Source organism: Desulfovectis peckii (assembly GCF_055391705.1).
Genome location: NZ_AP042409.1, coordinates 595,526 through 612,694, shown reverse-complemented (window position 1 = coordinate 612,694; position 17,169 = coordinate 595,526). Strand labels below are relative to the sequence as shown.

15 protein-coding genes and 1 riboswitch are annotated in these 17,169 nt (G+C 43.9%); of the genes, 1 reads left to right on the top strand and 14 read right to left on the bottom strand.

What is annotated here, in order from left to right; translation table 11 throughout:
- Positions 1 to 7: 7 nt before the first annotated feature.
- From ACZ5NG_RS03015 to ACZ5NG_RS02955, 13 genes are all read right to left on the bottom strand, one after another.
- The gene (locus ACZ5NG_RS03015) at positions 8 to 1,450 is read right to left on the bottom strand and encodes an IS1182 family transposase (protein WP_464252474.1); all 1,443 of its coding nucleotides are present in this window, start codon (positions 1,448 to 1,450) and stop codon (positions 8 to 10) included.
- Between the two features lie 96 nt (positions 1,451 to 1,546).
- On the bottom strand, positions 1,547 to 1,798 hold the full coding sequence (locus tag ACZ5NG_RS03010) for a DUF3243 family protein (RefSeq protein WP_464252519.1): 252 nt from the start codon (positions 1,796 to 1,798) through the stop codon (positions 1,547 to 1,549).
- A gap of 98 nt (positions 1,799 to 1,896) precedes the next feature.
- The gene (gene trxA, locus ACZ5NG_RS03005) at positions 1,897 to 2,214 is read right to left on the bottom strand and encodes a thioredoxin (protein ID WP_464252518.1); all 318 of its coding nucleotides are present in this window, start codon (positions 2,212 to 2,214) and stop codon (positions 1,897 to 1,899) included.
- An 87-nt stretch (positions 2,215 to 2,301) separates the two neighbouring features.
- Positions 2,302 to 2,481 carry an FmdB family zinc ribbon protein gene (locus tag ACZ5NG_RS03000; RefSeq protein WP_464252517.1) on the bottom strand — a complete coding sequence of 60 codons (180 nt, stop codon included), beginning with the start codon at positions 2,479 to 2,481 and terminating at the stop codon, positions 2,302 to 2,304.
- A 16-nt stretch (positions 2,482 to 2,497) separates the two neighbouring features.
- Complete coding sequence (locus tag ACZ5NG_RS02995; protein ID WP_464253100.1) at positions 2,498 to 3,265, bottom strand: helix-turn-helix domain-containing protein; 768 nt, start codon at positions 3,263 to 3,265, stop codon at positions 2,498 to 2,500.
- Positions 3,266 to 3,332: 67 nt separating this feature from the next.
- Entirely contained in the window at positions 3,333 to 5,039 is a 1,707-nt protein-coding gene (locus tag ACZ5NG_RS02990) for a peptidoglycan D,D-transpeptidase FtsI family protein (protein WP_464252515.1), read from the bottom strand.
- A gap of 77 nt (positions 5,040 to 5,116) precedes the next feature.
- Entirely contained in the window at positions 5,117 to 6,340 is a 1,224-nt protein-coding gene (locus tag ACZ5NG_RS02985; protein WP_464252514.1) for a peptidase U32 family protein, read from the bottom strand.
- A gap of 41 nt (positions 6,341 to 6,381) precedes the next feature.
- The gene (gene mltG / locus ACZ5NG_RS02980; protein ID WP_464252513.1) at positions 6,382 to 7,401 is read right to left on the bottom strand and encodes an endolytic transglycosylase MltG; all 1,020 of its coding nucleotides are present in this window, start codon (positions 7,399 to 7,401) and stop codon (positions 6,382 to 6,384) included.
- 416 nt (positions 7,402 to 7,817) lie between these two features.
- The gene (locus ACZ5NG_RS02975; RefSeq protein WP_464252512.1) at positions 7,818 to 8,642 is read right to left on the bottom strand and encodes a MetQ/NlpA family ABC transporter substrate-binding protein; all 825 of its coding nucleotides are present in this window, start codon (positions 8,640 to 8,642) and stop codon (positions 7,818 to 7,820) included.
- 18 nt (positions 8,643 to 8,660) lie between these two features.
- Positions 8,661 to 9,332 carry a methionine ABC transporter permease gene (locus tag ACZ5NG_RS02970; RefSeq protein WP_464252511.1) on the bottom strand — a complete coding sequence of 224 codons (672 nt, stop codon included), beginning with the start codon at positions 9,330 to 9,332 and terminating at the stop codon, positions 8,661 to 8,663.
- A complete protein-coding gene (locus tag ACZ5NG_RS02965; protein WP_464252510.1) occupies positions 9,316 to 10,347 on the bottom strand; it encodes a methionine ABC transporter ATP-binding protein in 1,032 nt (343 codons plus the stop codon). Before ACZ5NG_RS02965 ends, ACZ5NG_RS02970 begins: the two co-directional genes overlap by 17 nt.
- Positions 10,348 to 10,503: 156 nt before the next feature.
- Positions 10,504 to 10,611: riboswitch (SAM riboswitch) on the bottom strand.
- Between the two features lie 85 nt (positions 10,612 to 10,696).
- Positions 10,697 to 11,434 carry a P-loop NTPase family protein gene (locus ACZ5NG_RS02960; protein WP_464252509.1) on the bottom strand — a complete coding sequence of 246 codons (738 nt, stop codon included), beginning with the start codon at positions 11,432 to 11,434 and terminating at the stop codon, positions 10,697 to 10,699.
- Between the two features lie 94 nt (positions 11,435 to 11,528).
- Positions 11,529 to 13,070, bottom strand: coding sequence for an S-layer homology domain-containing protein (locus ACZ5NG_RS02955; protein WP_464252508.1), 1,542 nt, complete (start codon positions 13,068 to 13,070; stop codon positions 11,529 to 11,531).
- Positions 13,071 to 13,218: 148 nt separating this feature from the next.
- Here ACZ5NG_RS02955 and ACZ5NG_RS02950 point away from each other — a divergent pair, with 148 nt between their 5' ends.
- A complete protein-coding gene (locus tag ACZ5NG_RS02950; RefSeq protein ID WP_464252507.1) occupies positions 13,219 to 15,228 on the top strand; it encodes an S-layer homology domain-containing protein in 2,010 nt (669 codons plus the stop codon).
- 144 nt (positions 15,229 to 15,372) lie between these two features.
- Here the strand turns inward: ACZ5NG_RS02950 and ACZ5NG_RS02945 are convergent, their stop codons facing one another.
- On the bottom strand, positions 15,373 to 17,127 hold the full coding sequence (locus ACZ5NG_RS02945; RefSeq protein ID WP_464252506.1) for a Na/Pi cotransporter family protein: 1,755 nt from the start codon (positions 17,125 to 17,127) through the stop codon (positions 15,373 to 15,375).
- Positions 17,128 to 17,169: the final 42 nt, after the last annotated feature.

The window sequence follows — 17,169 nt, the reverse complement described above, 5'->3', positions numbered from 1 at the left end:
ACCTCCTCTATGCTTCCTGTAACCTCCTTACAAATTCCTTAACACCCAGGATATTTATTGCTCTTTTCAAATTGTAGGCAAGAAAAGCTAGACCTGACTCTGTTTTTACAGATTCCAGGCCGCGCGTAATAAAGTGACCAAAACCCCAGATACCCTTGATAGTACCAAAGGGATGTTCAACTATCATTTGCCTTTTTAAATATAGTTCTTTGTTCTCACGTGTTCGTTGGTCTACTTTATCAAGAAGGTCTTGGTCAATATGTCGGGTTATCGTTCTTCCACGTACTGATTTAGTACAGCGGTCCTTAAGTTTGCAAGCTTGGCAAGCATTGTAGTTTCGATAATTTCGCCCGATTGTTTTCCCTTTAGATTTACGATAACCGGCAGGTAGCAAAGTTTGCCCGGCAGGGCATATGTAATAATCATGTTCCTTATCATAAGTAAATTTGTCTGCATAGAAATCTGTATCTTCCGTTGCATTGGAGAATTTTTGCTTAGCCACGTAGGTTTTTAATCCGGCTTTTTCACATTCCTTTAATTCTGCTGCAGAATAATATCCTTTATCGGCCAGAATATGTAGTTCCCTTTTATTTAGTATTTCTTGAGCCCGTTTAGCCATTTGGCTTAACTGTCCATGATCCGTGGGATTGTTTATGACATCGTAATCTACTATCATGGAGTGCTTTCCATCAACGGCAGTTTGGACATTGTAGCAGATGTTTGTACCGTTGTTATTGACTGACATTTGTCTGGCGTCTGGGTCAACTGTAGATATTTCTGTAACATCAGTTTGTTCAATAGTCTGCAGTTTCTTTTCATAATCTTCTTTGCGCTCTTTGAGTTCTCTTATACGCTGGGCAATTTCTTCAGCGGTAGGTTTGTGGGTATCTTCTTCACACCGGTCCCCTTTGTCCAGCTCATTTAGGTAGTCGTTTATCTTTTGATCTATGTGTTTGAGCAGTCTATTTAGTTTCTTTTTATTGTAATTATTTTTTTTGGAATTGCTTGCTCTGAATTTGGAACCATCGATAGCTACTACGTTTTGGCCGAATAATTCCCATTCTCTGCAGAGAAGGTTGAACTGCTTAAAGACTTTTTGAAGAGCTTTCTTGTTATCTTTTCTAAAGTCAGCTATGGTTTTAAAATCGGGCTTAAGATTGGAGAGCAGCCAGATTACTTCCAGATTTCTATGGGCTTCAGCTTCTAACTTGCGTGAAGAGCGAATACCATTTAGATAACCATAAAGGTAAAGTTTGAGCAGATCCCGCGGGTCATAAGGGGGTCTACCGATTGAATGGGTTTGGGCGTGTGTGAAGCCTAACTCTATCATATCAAGGCTTTCTACAAAAGCCTCTATTACTCGTACCGGATTATCGTCACTTATATATTCATCAATACTATTGGGAAACAATGTAAGTTGGTTGCGATCTTCTCCCTTTATATATGCCATAATGGCACCTCCCTTTATTTATCATTCTACCAGAAGGTGCCATGGTTTTGTGGATTTTATGAGGTTTTCACACAGTCTGACGGTTCTTTGTTTTGCTCAGCGGTCGCGCTGACTCATTTTAGTGATCATGGAAGCAAGCTCGTGTTTTTCTTTTTCTGTGGCGTTTTCCCACAGTTCTTTCAGCAGTCGCTGTTCGTCATTGGCCGGGTCAAATGTATTGGCTAAGAAATTGCCGATTTTAGTGGCAGTATCTTCAATGGTTTCATCCGATATGCCAATGCGCTCGGCAAGTTGGGTTGCTGCGCCCAATACGTTTTTCCAGCGGTGCCAATTTTGCCCGATTTCCAATTTCAATCACCTCCTGCTGATATTATTTCAATAAAAATAAATGTAATGCACAAAATAAAAAGGTCAAGCTTGAAATACCTTCAAGCTTGACCTAATTTTTAAAGCAAAGCATCAAGTCGTTTAGCGATTTCCGGTTTGGGAGTAAAGCCAACAATTTGTTCCACTTTTTTGCCGTCCTTAAAGAATACTAGGTTAGGAATACTCATTACTTGATACTGCTTAGCCAGTGCTTGGTTAAAGTCGACGTTAACTTTACAGATTTTTACTTTACCGGCGTATTCTTCGGCTAACTGTTCTAATATCGGAGCAATGCTACGGCATGGCCCGCACCAATTAGCCCAAAAGTCAACCAGCACCGGCACGTCAGATTTTAATACCTCTTCTTCAAAGTTAGTTTCATTTAATTCAATTGGCACTTTTATCACCCGCCTATTTTTATTCTGTATATAATAATAGCAGAATTTTTTCGCAAAGACTACCTGTCTTAGCAAAAATTAAATTTTTCAACCGCCGGCGGAGTGATTGTGCCCACAGGAAGATTTTTTAGTAAAAAAGCCGGTAAACAACTGCTGTACCTTTTCGCTCTCACATTTCGGACATTTAACTTGATCTTTTTCATTTATTGAAACCATCACGGTAAATTTATGATCGCACTGCTGACAGCGAAAATCGTATACAGGCATTTGTTTTCCCCCACCCCTAGGTTAACTCTGAACGTTTGAACAGTTGAATAAAATTAAGCACAAACTGCAGTTCTTTTTCATTTAAATTTGTGATGAGACTTAAAACGGACTGCACATTAGGATGCACCAACAGTTCGCGCAATTCGGGGTTCATCAAACTGACTACTTGGTCAACAGAACCGGATTCCATAATAAAATAGCAGGGTGATACGCCCATTACATCGGCAATTTTTTCTAAGGTCTTTAAGGAAGGCTGCACTTTTCCCTGTTCAATTTGTCCGATTAACCCGGCGGTAACGCCGGCTAAGTTAGCCAATTGCGCCTGGGTTAACCCGTACTCTTCACGCAGTGATCTTAATCTATGGCCAAGTGTACCTTCGTTGCCCATTATTGAACTGGTCGATACCCCTAAGGCTGCCGCCAATCTTTTTAATGTATTCAGTGCGGGATAAACCGTGCCGCGCTCGATTTCGCTTAAATAAGAAAGAGAAATGCCTGCTTTGTCCGCCAGTTCCTGTAAAGACAGGCCTTTTTCGTTGCGAATGATGCGAATTTTTTCTCCCAATTTTAGGCCGGTATCGCATACCTCTCCTTCAATCAGGTGGGTTTTGGGCACATTTAAGGCATTGGCCAGTTTTTCAATTGTTTTTAGCGAAGGCCGTTTAGAGGCCCGCTCTATTTCGCTTAAGTATGATAAAGATAAGTTAGCCCGTTTTGCTAAATCCTGTAAGGTATAACCACGCTCTTCTCGCAACGCCCGTATGCGTTCTCCCCGAACAATCATCATTTACACCCCATTTAGTGAATTATTTCTCTAAAATTATACTATTATTCTACTATATCACTACTATTTAGTCAACGGAGAGACTTAAGGATTGCTCAATAATTTCTTTAAATATCGGCGCAGCAGATTCGCCGCCGCTAACCCCCTGTTCGACCAATACCGTAACGGCATAGCGGGGACGGTCTAGCGGAGCGTAACCGCAAAACCAAGCATTTACTTCCGTTTTACCGGGCAGTTCGGCAGAGCCGGTTTTGCCCGCACTGCCAAAATGGGCCACCATGGCTTTGCTTGCTACCCCTTCTTGTACCGAAAAGGACAATAGCTCACGCAGCTGCTCGGCTGTAGCTGCAGAAATTGCTTTATTACTGTTGCCAACGGCAAAGCGTTTTACCACTTTGCCGTCGGCAGTGCGCAGTTCTCTCACCAACCGGGGCGGTAGATAGGTGCCGTCGTTAACTACCGCATTCAGCATGGCGGTTAATTGTACCGGTGAAGCTAAAACCGGGCCCTGCCCAATACTGCTGTTCACTAAATTGTAAGGCTCAGCGATTTTATTTAAATCCTGCCGGGTATCCTCCGGATAGGGGTAGCCGATAATTGTTTGGTTATCTAACCCCAGTTTTTGGGCATAGCTAATAATTTTTTCCGCCCCTAATTCTAATGCCAACTCGGCAAAAACCGGGTTGCATGATTGAGCAAAGGCCTCTTTAAAGGTAATCAGCCCGTGTCCGGTATGGTGCCAGCAGCTTACTAAATCAGCATTGTGGCCCAAACAGACGAAGGTGCTGTCAAGAGTAACCAGCCCTTCTTCTAAAGCGGCAGCGGCCACCACAATTTTAAAAATCGAGCCGGGCTGATACAATGCGGTACAGTGGTCAATAAAGGTATTTACAGAATCCTTCCCCATAAAGCGGGAAACTTCTGCCGGATGAAAGTTAGGACGGCTGGCCATGGCCACAATATCGCCGTTATGCACATCCATTACCACTACCGCGCCCTGCTTTATCTCGTTTTCATCCATTACTTTTTCCACAATTTGCTGTATCCGATAATCAATGGTGGTAACTACATCGCAGCGTTTGGGGTCGGGCCGCTCTACTTCCACTTTTAAGCCGATACCGGCCAGCAAGTTGCCGGCGGCATCAGCCACTGTGTACACCAGTCGCTCCGGTGCGGTTGCTTTTAAGTACGGTTCATAGTATTTTTCCAATCCCATTTGACCCACTAAGTCGCCTAAGGCATATGGTTTGTCAGCAGCAGCGGTAAGTTCAGTCAGCATTTCTTGAGAGCTAATGCTGCCTAAGTGGCCAACCACATGCACTGCCAGCGGCTGCCCATAATAGCGGTATTCAACCGGCAGCACCGTCACCCCGTCATAGGCGGCCTCTTTTATTTTTTCAACCTGCTCTAAACTTAGTTGATAAGGCAGAATACCGCTACCGGCACGAATTTGTTTTAACACCTCTTCTTTTTTTACCCCGACAATATCCGCCAGCACTTTGGCAACTTCCAGCGGATCGTCCATTAAATCGGGAAAAACAATAATCCGTTCTTCAGTGTCGCTGCCGGTTAATGAATGATGATTGCGATCGAGAATATCCCCCCGCGGGATATCTTCCAACACTACTTTCACTGACTGCTGCTCCAGTGCCCGCCGGGCATATTCCGGGCTGTGGGTAATTTGCACATCTATTAAACGAACAACAATGGGAATAAACAGTATTAGCAGCAGATAAAATGTTTTTACCAGTCTTTTTTGCTGAAATAAGTTCATAGGCACACACCTTATTAGGTAGTTTTCCAGTTATTACCTAATATGATGTGCACCCATTGAACAAAATATACAATCTACTACCTGTTTACTATTTGGCGCAGCATGCTCCATTTTAATGCCGGCTGGGGCAGCGGTATTTTTAGTTGCTGCTGCGGATGGGGAGCACTGGGCTGGGGGTTCCCTTCTGCATCGTAAATTTCTTTCACTGTAAATATAAAGTTTTCGCCTTTGGGCTGCAGTACTTCAATGGTGTCACCTACGGCAAAGTTATTGCGTTGTTCTACATCTGCCGTTTTGCTTAGGTGATCGTAACCCTTTACTACCCCCACAAAGCGGTAATCGCGCCGATACTGGGAAGATTTATCGGATTGCGCCTCTATCCCCGGTCGGCCAAAAATAAAGCCGGTGGTGTAATCCCGGTGGCTTACTTTGGATATTTCATCCAGTAAGCTTTGATCAAAAGTATAAGCATCGGGGTTGGCAAAGTAGCGATCAATAGCCTGGCGGTAGCTTTTTACCACGGTGGCTACATAGTGCAGGCTTTTCATGCGGCCTTCAATTTTCAGGCTGGTTACCCCGGCATCAATTAACTGCGGCAGATATTCAATTAAGCATAGGTCCCGTGAACTCATAAAGTAAGTGCCGCGGTTGTCTTCTTCCAGCGGAAAATACTGTCCGGGGCGCTTTTCTTCCATTAAATAATAGCGCCAGCGGCAGGGCTGGGCGCAATCACCGCGGTTGGCATCCCGCCCGGTAAGAAAGTTGCTTAACAGGCAGCGTCCGGAATAAGCCATGCACATTGCCCCGTGGACAAATATTTCTAATTCGATATCTACGCGGCTTGCTATTTGCTTAATTTCTTCCAGTGATAACTCTCGGGCGAGTACAATTCTTTTTACCCCTTGGCCTTGCCAAAACCGGGCACTTAGCCAATTGGTGGTATTGGCCTGAGTACTGAGATGAATTGGTAAATCGGGGGTGGTTTGCCGCACAATGCTTATAACGCCCGGGTCGGAAACAATTACCCCGTCAACCCCCATCTCATACAGCCGGTTAAAATATGCAGGCAGGGCGTCTAAATCCGGGTTATGGGCAAAGATATTTACCGCTACATACACTTTTGCTCCATACCGATGAGCAAACTCAAGGCCGGCAGCCAGTTCTTCCCTTTCAAAGTTGCCGGCACCCGCCCGCAAACTGAATTGTTTGCCGCCAAGGTAAACGGCATCCGCGCCATAAATTACCGCTGCCTTTAGTTTTTCTAAGTTTCCGGCCGGAGCAAGCAGTTCGGGTTTTTTCATTAATGTATCACTCCTCAAAGCACAACCGTTACCACAAATAGTTACAAATACTGTGCCTTTTTAAGGTTATGTTCATCCAATGTTTGCGAAAAATCATGGCTGCCGTCCGGTTTGGCTACATAATACAGGTAATTGTGATTATTGGGCTCTACCGCCGCTTTTAATGAAGCAGCCCCCGGCGAGGCGATCGGCCCGGGTGGCAGTGAATTTACTTTATAGGTGTTGTACGGGGAATCTACCTCTAAATCTTGATACAACACCACTTCTTTGTGTTCGCCTAATGCATATAGTACAGTGGCATCAATTTGCAGCGGCATATTCTTCTTCATACGGTTTTGTATGACACCGGAAATCAACGGGCGATCTTTGTCTACCCTTGCTTCTTTTTCAATCATCGCTGCTATTGTTACCGCCTCGTGCACCGTTAAATTTAATTTTTGTGCTTTTTGGGTAAAATCCAGCTTGTCCATTTCTTGGACAAAGCGTTGCAGCATCATTTGGATTATTTCTTCTTCGGTGGCTTGCTTAGAAAACTTATATGTGTCGGGAAAGAGGTAGCCTTCTAATACATAGTTGGTATTTTTTTGCCCTTTTAAAAAGGGGTAGTTAAAATCCCCTTCTTTGCACAGTTTTAAAAATTTCTCTTTATCAACGTACCCTTTACCGGCCAATAACGCCGCTGTTTCTTCCACTGTGTAACCTTCGGGAATGGTCACGGTGTGCAGCACTTCGTTGCCACTGACGAGATGCTCCAGTATTTGCGGTACCGACATATCGGCACTTAATTGGTATTCACCGGTTTGAATTTTACTGTCCAGTCCTGTGTAACGAGCATAAGCACGAAATGCCCAGGCATTTTTAATTAAGTGCTTGTCCTCAAGCAAGTTTGCTACTGAGGCACAACTGCTGTTAGAAGGTATTTCTACAATTACCGGTTCACTTTGTTCTTTGTCTACCGGTTTTAGCTGCCACTGCACGTAAAAAATCAGCCCGGCCATTACTGCCGCCAGCAACACCAACATTGCCTTTATTTTGTTACCGGTACCCGCCTTACTGTCCAAAGCCATCTCTCCTTATTTCTAAAAATCACTCAATTATACCACTTATCCGGAATTTGTGGCAACCTGATGCCCCAACCAGGGTGGTTCATAATATAGATTATACCAAAAGATGCTTCCATTCAGCCATTAATGTAGCTTATGCGGAATCTGGGTGTAGAGAAGCTCTTGACCGTTCCGTTTGCGATAACAAGACGGAAGTGTCACGACCGGGCCCTGCGTTTTTATTGATTTACGTTCACCTGTAGGGGGCCCAATGCCGCCCGTTCTCATATATGTAGCGTTTCTTCAGCGGGCTGCCGTGGAAGGCAGCCCCTACATTCCAACCCCTAACCAACCCCTAACACACAAAAAGGCTGAAGCACTGGGAAGCTTTTGGCCCTTAGTGCTTCAGCCCCTTTAAGCGACTTGCTTGCCCGTTAAAATACCGGGATAACGGCTCCGGCATAGTTTTCTTCAATAAATGCTTTTACTTCGTCAGACAGTATTGCTTCTACCAGCTTTTGAATTTCCTCACGGTTTTCATCGCCTTCGCGCACAACCAAAACGTTAGCGTAGGTTTCTGCCGCCTCAGAGGAGGAATCTTCCGCTACTAAAGCATCGGCAGGTGTCAGTCCGGCATCTACCGCATAGTTACCGTTAATTACCGCTCCGTCTAAGTCTTCCAGGGTCCGGGGTAAGGCAGCGGCTTCCATTTCTACTACTTCTATCTTGCTTTCTACAATGTCATTTTTGGTGGCATCAATGCCTACCCCTTCTTTCAGGGTGATTAATCCGGCCTTTTGCAGTACTACCAGTGCCCGACCGCCGTTGGTGGCGTCACCGGGAATACCGATTTTTGCCCCTTCCGGAAACTCGGAAACATCATTGTATTTTGTGGAGTACAGGCCCATCGGTTCAAAGTGAACTGCCGCTACTGAGACCAGTTTAGTGCCTTGTTTGGCGTTAAAGTCATCTAAGTAAGGCTGATGCTGGAAAAAGTTAGCGTCTAATTCGCCGTCATTTAAACTGGTATTGGGAATTACATAATCAGTAAATTCTACTATTTCCAGTTCAATTCCCTGCTCAGCCAAAATCGGCTCAACTACTTCTAAAATTTCCCCGTGAGGTACCGGTGTTGCTCCCACCTTCAAGGTTTTGGTCCCTTCGCCTGCAGTTCCTTCGGTGTTATCCGCAGCATTGCCGCCGCAGCCGGCCAACACCAGCGCCAGCACCAGTGTCAGCGCAAGAATGGCTTTTTTCACTTTAATTCCCCCTTAATATTATTTTTTATTGACTTTGTTGGATAACCAACTGCCAAAAGACTGAATCACTTGTACCATAACCACCAAAATTACCACAACCGCCCAAGTAGTGATCATATCGAAACGCATAAACCCATAGCGGTAAGCTAAGTCACCCAAACCGCCGGCGCCGATCACACCGGCCATTGCGGTGTAGCCAATGACGGTTACGGTGGTAATAGTTAAGCCTAAAATGATACCGGGCAGCGCTTCGGGAAGCATTACTTTGTTGATAATCTGCATTGGTTTGGCTCCCATAGATATCGCCGCTTCCACTACCCCGCGATCCACTTCTTTTAAAGAAGTTTCCACAATGCGGGCCACAAAGGGTGCCGACCCTACTACCAAGGGCACTATCGCCGCCGTGGTACCAACGGTGGTGCCGACGATCAGGCGGGTTAAGGGAAACAAAGCAATCAGTAAGATAATAAACGGCACTGAGCGGAGAATGTTAGTAATCCAGCCTAATGCTTGACAAAACTTAGGGCTTTCTAAAATATGGCCCCGCTCGGTAGTTACCAACAAAACCCCCAGCGGCAAACCGATAATTGTAGAAAACAGCATCGTGCCGCCAACCATAATTAACGTTTCTACAGTGGCTTTCCACAAGTCCGGGCCAATTGCAATAATGTGGTTAATCAACTCTGCCATTATTAATCACCTCAATCTGCAGCCCCTGCTTAGAAAGATATTGCAGGCCCTGATTAATGCTATCCTGCTCGCCGGTCAGTTCGATAATTAACACACCAAAGGGAGTGTCTTGTAAATGGTCAATGTTGCCGTAAAGGATGTTGGCATTGACATTAAATTTTCTTACCAACTCGGAAATCACCGGTTTTTCGGTATGATCGCCGATAAAGGAAATGCGAACAAACAATCCTTTGCCGGGCTGATTCATGCGCTGCTTAACCGGTTCGGGCACACTGGTGTTGATCACCGTTTGTACAAAAGCTCTGGTGGTAGGATGCTGCGGTCGGGTAAATACATCAACCACCGTGCCCATTTCAACAATCTTGCCGTTTTCCAGTACCGCCACGGTATCACATACTTCGGTAATTACCTTCATTTCATGGGTAATAATCATCACGGTTAAATCCAGCTTGCGGTTAATATCTTTAATTAATTTTAAGATTGACTTGGTGGTTTCCGGGTCCAGTGCAGATGTAGCTTCATCGCAAAGCAAAAGTTTAGGGTTGTTGGCCAGTGCCCGGGCAATGCCTACCCGCTGTTTTTGGCCGCCGGAAAGCTGGGCGGGATAGGCGTCTATCTTATCACTTAAGCCCACCAAATCAAGCAGTTCTTTAACCCGCTTTTTAATTTCGTTTTTCGGCGTGCCGACAATCTCCAGCGGAAAGGCTACGTTGCCAAACACGGTACGTGATGATAACAAATTAAAGTGCTGAAAGATCATGGCAATTTCCCGCCGGGCCATTCTTAATTCATCGCCGCTTAAGGCGGTAATTTCTTTATCGTCAATGGTGACCGTACCGTTGGTAGGTGTTTCCAGCATGTTTAAACAGCGTACCAGCGTGCTTTTGCCGGCACCGCTGTAGCCGATAATGCCAAATATTTCCCCTTTGCGAATCTGTAGGCTGATATTATCCAGTGCCACCACTGAATTTTGACCGCTTTTATATATTTTGCTGAGGTTTTTTATGGTAATCATTATTTGCATCTGCTCCTTTTTATCTAGCTGCCAAAGTTCATGCTGCGATTGCCGTACATACAGTTATAGGTTGTCCCCTACACGGGCCCTATATCTTTAAAAGGCATACTAAAAACCTCTTCTGCAAGACAGAAGAGGTTTACTTACGCTATACCTCTCTCATCTTTCAGAAGCATATACTTCTGCAGGAATTGGCACCTTTCCCCACTGTGGGGTGGTTGCCGGGTTTCATCGGGCCAGTCCCTCCACCTCTCTTGATAAGAGAATAAACAGTCTGCTGTTTACTAAAAATACTTTACTATCAATTGTCGACGCTGTCAATAAAAAGTTGTTCGAGATAAATAATAAATTAATGCTTTTTGTAATCCCTTTGCTGTTGAGATTTATCCACCAAAATTAGGGGGTCGATCATTAGTTTTAATATTTCATCAATCACCAAATTGGTATGCACCCCTTGGGTTGCTACCACCGGGATAATCGGCTTATAAGGGTAGATCCGCTGCAGCAGTTTAACGGTAGTAGACGTAACATCACGGGGGGTTTCATCAATTTTAGTAACCACTAAGATATCGGCTTCATCCAGCAAAATATTTCCCGGTTCCATTAATATTTCCCCTTTAATGCCTGCCGGAATGACAGTAACTAAAACATCGGCCAGCTTGCGCGTTTCCGGTGATTTATAACCGTCATTGATCCCTACCGCTTCTACCAGCACTACGTTTGGTTCGTCGGCACGCTTAGGAATGTCCCGCTGCGAAAGATGGCCTAGCTCTAATACCGAGCGCACTTTATTCAGCTCTTCCAGCGCTTTGCGGGCATGCAAAATCAGCCGATTTTTTTCCCGTATTTTATTGATGGCATCCCGAATTACTCTTTCAATATCCTCCACTACATCCCAGCCGGGTTGGGGAACGGCTATTGTCAGGTAATTAACGTCTATGCCTTTGTGCAGATAAGGTTTTTCATCCTGCACACCCGAACCCACAGCTAAAGGCTGATAACCTCTGTTTTTTAAGCCTTTATAGATTTCTCCTAAAATAGTACTTTTTCCGGCATCATTGCGACCGGCAACAACTATTTTTTTCAAAACGGTTTCCCTCCCAGCCACTTTTTTACATAGTTGCGTTGGTAATGTATATGCCGGTTAATGCCGAAAAAAAACCAGATCGGCATAGGCCGATCTAGTTATTTTCTGCTTGCCTATTATATTGCATTAATTTATATACCGATTCCGCAGCCTGCACTCTGGTATATGGCTCACCGGGCAAAAATTTGTATCTGGAGCCGTCCCGGTAAACGTTAATTAGTTTGGTGCGGTAAGCGGCATAAACATACGGGCGCTGCCAAGGTGTGATTTTTGCCCCGTCGGTAAAGGTTCTGCCAGTAATGCGGCTGATTACATCTAAATCATCATATATTTTTAAGTTTGCTGCCCGCGCCAGCACTACCGCAGCTTGTTCGCGGGTAAGATAAGCGGTATCGCTGTAACTTATGCCGTTAAATAAACCGTGGCTCAATGCCGCCTCTACATAGGGGCGTTGAATAACGTGTACTAGATTATTGTTGTAGCCGTATAAATAATCATGGTTATACACTGCACTTTCGCGTACCGGTAAATTAAGGGCTTTCGCCAGCATGGTGGCAAACTCGCCTTGGGTAATTGGCTGTTCGCGGCCGTCCCAGGTAACTAAACCAAAGGAGCCGGTATACGGATTTAACGGGTTCATAATATTTTTGGCATAAAGTGACATCACATAAGTATTTGCCCAGTTAACTGTTTGGTTGCCGTAATAAAAATCACTGAAACTTCCCGACACGGCGTACACCCCGTAGTAGCCAAACCCGTCTTGGCGAAAGGGCACGGTAATGGTTTTGTTTTCCGCGTCAACAACACCGCCCAGATTTTCAAACACCGAACGGTTGGGGCTTTTGCCGTATTCCTTAAAATAGAGTACGGTTAGGGTGTCTAAACCGTGGCCAAAACTGTCGGTATCGTATTTGAGCGTTAATCTGCCGCTATTTAGCAACGTATAATCTTCATCATCAGCGGCAATTTTGTACAGCCGGCTTACCGGCAGATAGTTGCCGCGTAAATTTAAGTATTCATTATTGTAAACGCCGATCTCTATATTTTGCTCTTCGGCTACTTCACTCCGGGTGCGGTTCATTATGGCGTTGCCGGTGCCTAAATCAAGGCGTACCGCATCGTTAAAAGCACTGATTACTAAGCCGTCATCGCCGGTAAAATGTTCAAAAATATCCACTACCCGATAGGCAGAATTGGGGGCATCTACATCTAAATAGTTAATAATGACGGTAAAAGTTTTACTGCCGCTGGGCGGGGTATCTTTTTCTAAGGTAACGGTAATTTCATTTTTTCCCGGCTGCAGCTGAAAGTTGTTTAACTCCCAGTGGCGCCCAACAGGTTTAGCTTTTTTACCGTTAATATACACCTTGGTATCATTTAAATAACTGCGGTCTAAGCCGGTGGATCTCAGTTCAATATCAACTATGTTGGTTTGGGTAATATATTCCGGAATGTAATCATCATCATCTGCATCGTCATCTTTTTCTTTTTCAAACGCATCACTTATCCGCAGGTTATCGGCGTCTATATCGGCAAAAATATCATTGCCGTTTGCAGCTGCCGCCGGCACAGTAATGGCAAAAAGCATGAACAACGAAATAATTGCACTGATAAAAACGTTTTTGTACTTACCCATTACCTAACGCTCCTTTTTTTATGTCATCTATAATAGTTATCGGCTTGAAATAATTAACAATTTAATCCAGTACAGCAGGATTTTTTCCTTTTATGGCTAATTTATCATCTAAATAACTATATCACAAACTATAAAAGGGAGGAAAGTCATGATTAACGGCAGAAAAAAATTGCTTTTGTGTTTAACAGCGCTGGTTTTACTGCTGACATTTACTGCATCTGCCTGGGCTGCCGAAAGCAGATTTACAGATGTAAAGGATACGCACTGGGCCCGCCCCGACATAGAAGAAATGAATGCCGCCGCAGTAATTAAGGGATATCCCGACGGCACTTTTAAACCAAACAACCCGGTATCAATTCACGATACCTTGGTCATGCTGATTAGAGCTAAAAATTTAGAACCGCAAACGAAAAACTATGTCGACCGCCCTTATCAGTACTCTCCTAATCTGCCGGAAGGTTCTAAAGGGTATTTGGCAATGGCTGCCGCCAACGGCTGGATTAACCCGGCAGGATTAAGTAGCATAAACCGCAACGAGCCGCTGGCTACCAGACAGGAAGTAGCCATTATTTTATCTGCAGCCTTTAATTTAACCGGCAACGGAGATAACTTGCCCTTTACGGATACCAATAACAGCATTTTTCAGCAGTATAAAAATCATATTGCCGGTGTATATGAAGCCGGTTTGATGCGCGGTCGCGATACCACTACTTTTGACCCGCTGGCTAAAGTAACCAGAGCGGAATTAGCCGCTATTTTTGCCCGAATGACCGATAAAGGGATGATTGCCCCCAACAGCGGCAACCGGGCTGAAGGTAAAATTTCCAACTATTCCCCCGGCAGCAACCAAGTAACTTTTCACAATGTCAAGGGAACCGTTGCCGTTTATACCTTAGCTGACAACGTTGCCATTTATGACGGCAGTACTGCGGTAAACGCAAGCAGTGTTGCCAACAACACCCCGGTTCGTGTGTACTTTGACGGCAATAAAATCAATTTCATTAAAACAATAACCAAGTTCACCGATGGCAGCGGCACTGCCAACCCACCAAGCACTAACGATAATACAAGCACCACCGAAGAGGTTATGGGGCTGGTTAAAGAATTAAATTATAATTCTTTAGAAATCGAAACACTGACCGGAGACAGCAAAACCTACGGGTTTGCCTCATCCCTGAAAATTTATGATCAAGATAACAAATCTATTTCCCTGCTGCAGTTAAGCAAAGACGCTTTTGTGCGCTTAAGTTTAAAAAACGGCTTAATTGAAAAAATCTATTTGGAAGAGTGCAGCAGTGTTGTGGGAAAAATTTATGATATCGACAACAAGAGAATTAAGATTTCCAAAGGTAGCTCTACAGAATCATTTGATGTTGACAAGGAAAAAGTGCTGGTAGCAGATGAAGACGGCGACGATTATGACTATGATGATTTGCGCAAAGGTTACGAGGTAAAGGTTTTTTATAATGACGATAAAGAGGTAATTAAAATTGAAGTACTGGATGAATCCGGCGCCGATCAAATCATCGGCACCATACACGATTTAGAAAATGACGAAGATGAAGAAGATGATTGGGAAATAACCATCATTGATCAGTACGGCGATAAAGAAACCTATGATGTTGATGAAAATGTAAAAGTATATGATGAAAACGGCAAAAGAATGGACTTTGAAGATTTAACGAGAAGTTCCGGTGAGTATGTAATTGTTTATCTGAACTCTCGCGGTGATGTAAAAGAATTAAAATTAGCGGAAAGTTACAGCGGCGTGATTACGGATTTAGATAAGAATGAGATAGAAATTAATGATAAATACACCTATGACATCGCCGAAGATATTGATATTAAAAAGTACATCATCGGCAGCGAGGTAACGGTATACATTCATGATGACGAAGTGATTGCCATTGAAGTAGATGAAGCGGAAGACGGCATTATCGTTCCCGGTGAAATTTATGAAATAGATGAAGATGATTATGAAATTACCATCAGACAGGACAGCGGAAACCGCTTTACCTTTAAAGTAGATTCAAAGGTAGATATCATTGATGATGTAGACGATAAGAAATTAGATTTTGAAGATCTGAAAAAATATTGGGAAGTAGAATTAGAATTAGATGATAACGAAGTAGTGGAAATTACCGTTGTCGATAAGTAAGTTGAATGGGCAGGGTTTCACCCCTGCCCTTATCGTTTATATGCTTTGTTTTAGTGAAATTTTGCTTGAGAGCCGCCAAGGCGGTCTTACCGCAGTAGCATTTATTGCAACGTTTCTTTGACAGCCATGATTCACGCTAACTGATTAGTTAGCTTTAATGTTGCCATTTGTGGCAGAGTGGCCAGTGGCGTCGGGGCCGTAGATTAATTCTACCTCATCCTGCCAGGTGCAGGAAATTTCGTCAGTGAGCGATTCGGCTATGTTCTTCAAATGTTCGGCAATACGCAAATTAGAGTTAATTAAATCTAAGAAAATAGAGCTGGTATTTTCGCTTTCTTGGCCGCCGTGATGCATGCGGGCAAAGTGGCTCATTCTAAATCTAAATTCCAAATCTACAATTTCATCATACATTTGTTGTGCTCTGGCGGCCAGGTTACAGTTGTTGGTGGCAAGTGCAGTATTAACTACGTTAATCATTTGTAACAGCTTTTTATGCATCAAGGTTAACTCGCGATGACCTTCCTCTGAAAAATCAGCATTGTTGGCATGTTTACTTTCTGCTAAGTATATTATGTTTTTCTCTATTACATCGCCAATATGCTCATAATCCTTAAGGATATTCACTAACCCCATTGCCTGGTTATATTCATCCCGGGTAATACTTTGCCGCATTAATTGCGCAATGTACTTGTTAGTAGCTTCAGAAAGTATATCCACCTGCTCTTCCTTGTTTAAAACTTCTTGAACAATCTGTTCGTCAAATCTCTTAAACATGTCGTCTGTGCGGGAATACATATAGTATATTTTATCTGAAATGCGCATTATTTCTTTGGTAGCCAAGCCAATGGCAATTGCCGGTGAAGTGAGTAAACTTTCATCAAGGTACTTAGGCTTCACTTCTCCGTTAGCGCCTTTCTTATCCGGTACAATGAATTCCAGCAGCTTGGCAAACAGGGATGTAAACGGTACAAATAAAAACGCTATAGCAATATTGAAAAGCATGTGTGCGTTGGCTACTTGGAAGCCCGGCGAGTTAGGTGTTATCCAAGTTAACAGTTGGGCATAAGGATACACAAAAGGTAAGAAGATTAAAATTCCGACTACCTTAAAGAGCAGATGAGCAGTGGCTACCCGCTGTGCCTCTCTGGTAGAACCCAGGCTGGAAATTAGCGCGGTAAACGCAGTGCCGACATTCGCCCCTAAAAGCATATATATAGCGGGATGAATGCCGATCATTCCCTGCATTGCCAGCACCATGATAATACCGACAGTGGCTGCACTGCTGCAGACTAAAAATGTAAAAATAGCGGCAATAACTAAAGCCAACAATGGGCGGTTGCTAAAATGCATCAACAATTCTGTAAAACGCGGGTCATCCCGCAGCGGGTACATGGTATCAGACATGATTTTTAAGCCTAAAAACAGCAAACCGAAACCAATCAATACTTTACCGAATCTTTTATACCTTTCCCCCTTGCCAAAAATGACAATGGCCGCCCCAACACCCACAATAGGCAGGGAAATTTCTGTAACTTTTAAAGCAATCAACTGGGCCGTTACCGTAGTGCCAATGTCTGCACCCAGTATGATCGCCAATGTCTGGTTTAGCGTAATAATACCGGCACTGGTTAAACCTACCAATGTAACAATAGTAGCAGTGCTACTTTGAAAAACTATAGTTACTAAGACCCCAACCAGCATTCCTATAATGCGGTTTTGGGTTAATGTGCTGAGAATATTGCGCAGCTTACTGCCGGCAATTTTCTGCAGCCCTTCACTCATAGTATTCATTCCGTAAAGCAGCAAACCCATGCCGCCAATTAAGCACATTACCGTCATCCGCATACGCATCACTCCCGGGTCGTAAATTAGAATGGGAAATGCAACTGCCAAGGCCATTGCCTTGGCAGCCCTAATCTCTGCTGTGTCTATTATAAAGTT

Coding starts and splice junctions, on each gene's coding strand:
- ACZ5NG_RS03015 (WP_464252474.1), bottom strand. CDS start 1,450: ATGGCATATATAAAGGGAGAAGATCGCAACCAACTTACATTGTTTCCC.
- ACZ5NG_RS03000 (WP_464252517.1), bottom strand. CDS start 2,481: ATGCCTGTATACGATTTTCGCTGTCAGCAGTGCGATCATAAATTTACC.
- ACZ5NG_RS02995 (WP_464253100.1), bottom strand. CDS start 3,265: ATGATTGTTCGGGGAGAACGCATACGGGCGTTGCGAGAAGAGCGTGGT.
- ACZ5NG_RS02990 (WP_464252515.1), bottom strand. CDS start 5,039: ATGAACTTATTTCAGCAAAAAAGACTGGTAAAAACATTTTATCTGCTG.
- ACZ5NG_RS02985 (WP_464252514.1), bottom strand. CDS start 6,340: ATGAAAAAACCCGAACTGCTTGCTCCGGCCGGAAACTTAGAAAAACTA.
- ACZ5NG_RS02970 (WP_464252511.1), bottom strand. CDS start 9,332: ATGGCAGAGTTGATTAACCACATTATTGCAATTGGCCCGGACTTGTGG.
- ACZ5NG_RS02965 (WP_464252510.1), bottom strand. CDS start 10,347: ATGATTACCATAAAAAACCTCAGCAAAATATATAAAAGCGGTCAAAAT.
- ACZ5NG_RS02955 (WP_464252508.1), bottom strand. CDS start 13,070: ATGGGTAAGTACAAAAACGTTTTTATCAGTGCAATTATTTCGTTGTTC.
- ACZ5NG_RS02950 (WP_464252507.1), top strand. CDS start 13,219: ATGATTAACGGCAGAAAAAAATTGCTTTTGTGTTTAACAGCGCTGGTT.
- ACZ5NG_RS02945 (WP_464252506.1), bottom strand. CDS start 17,127: ATGGCCTTGGCAGTTGCATTTCCCATTCTAATTTACGACCCGGGAGTG.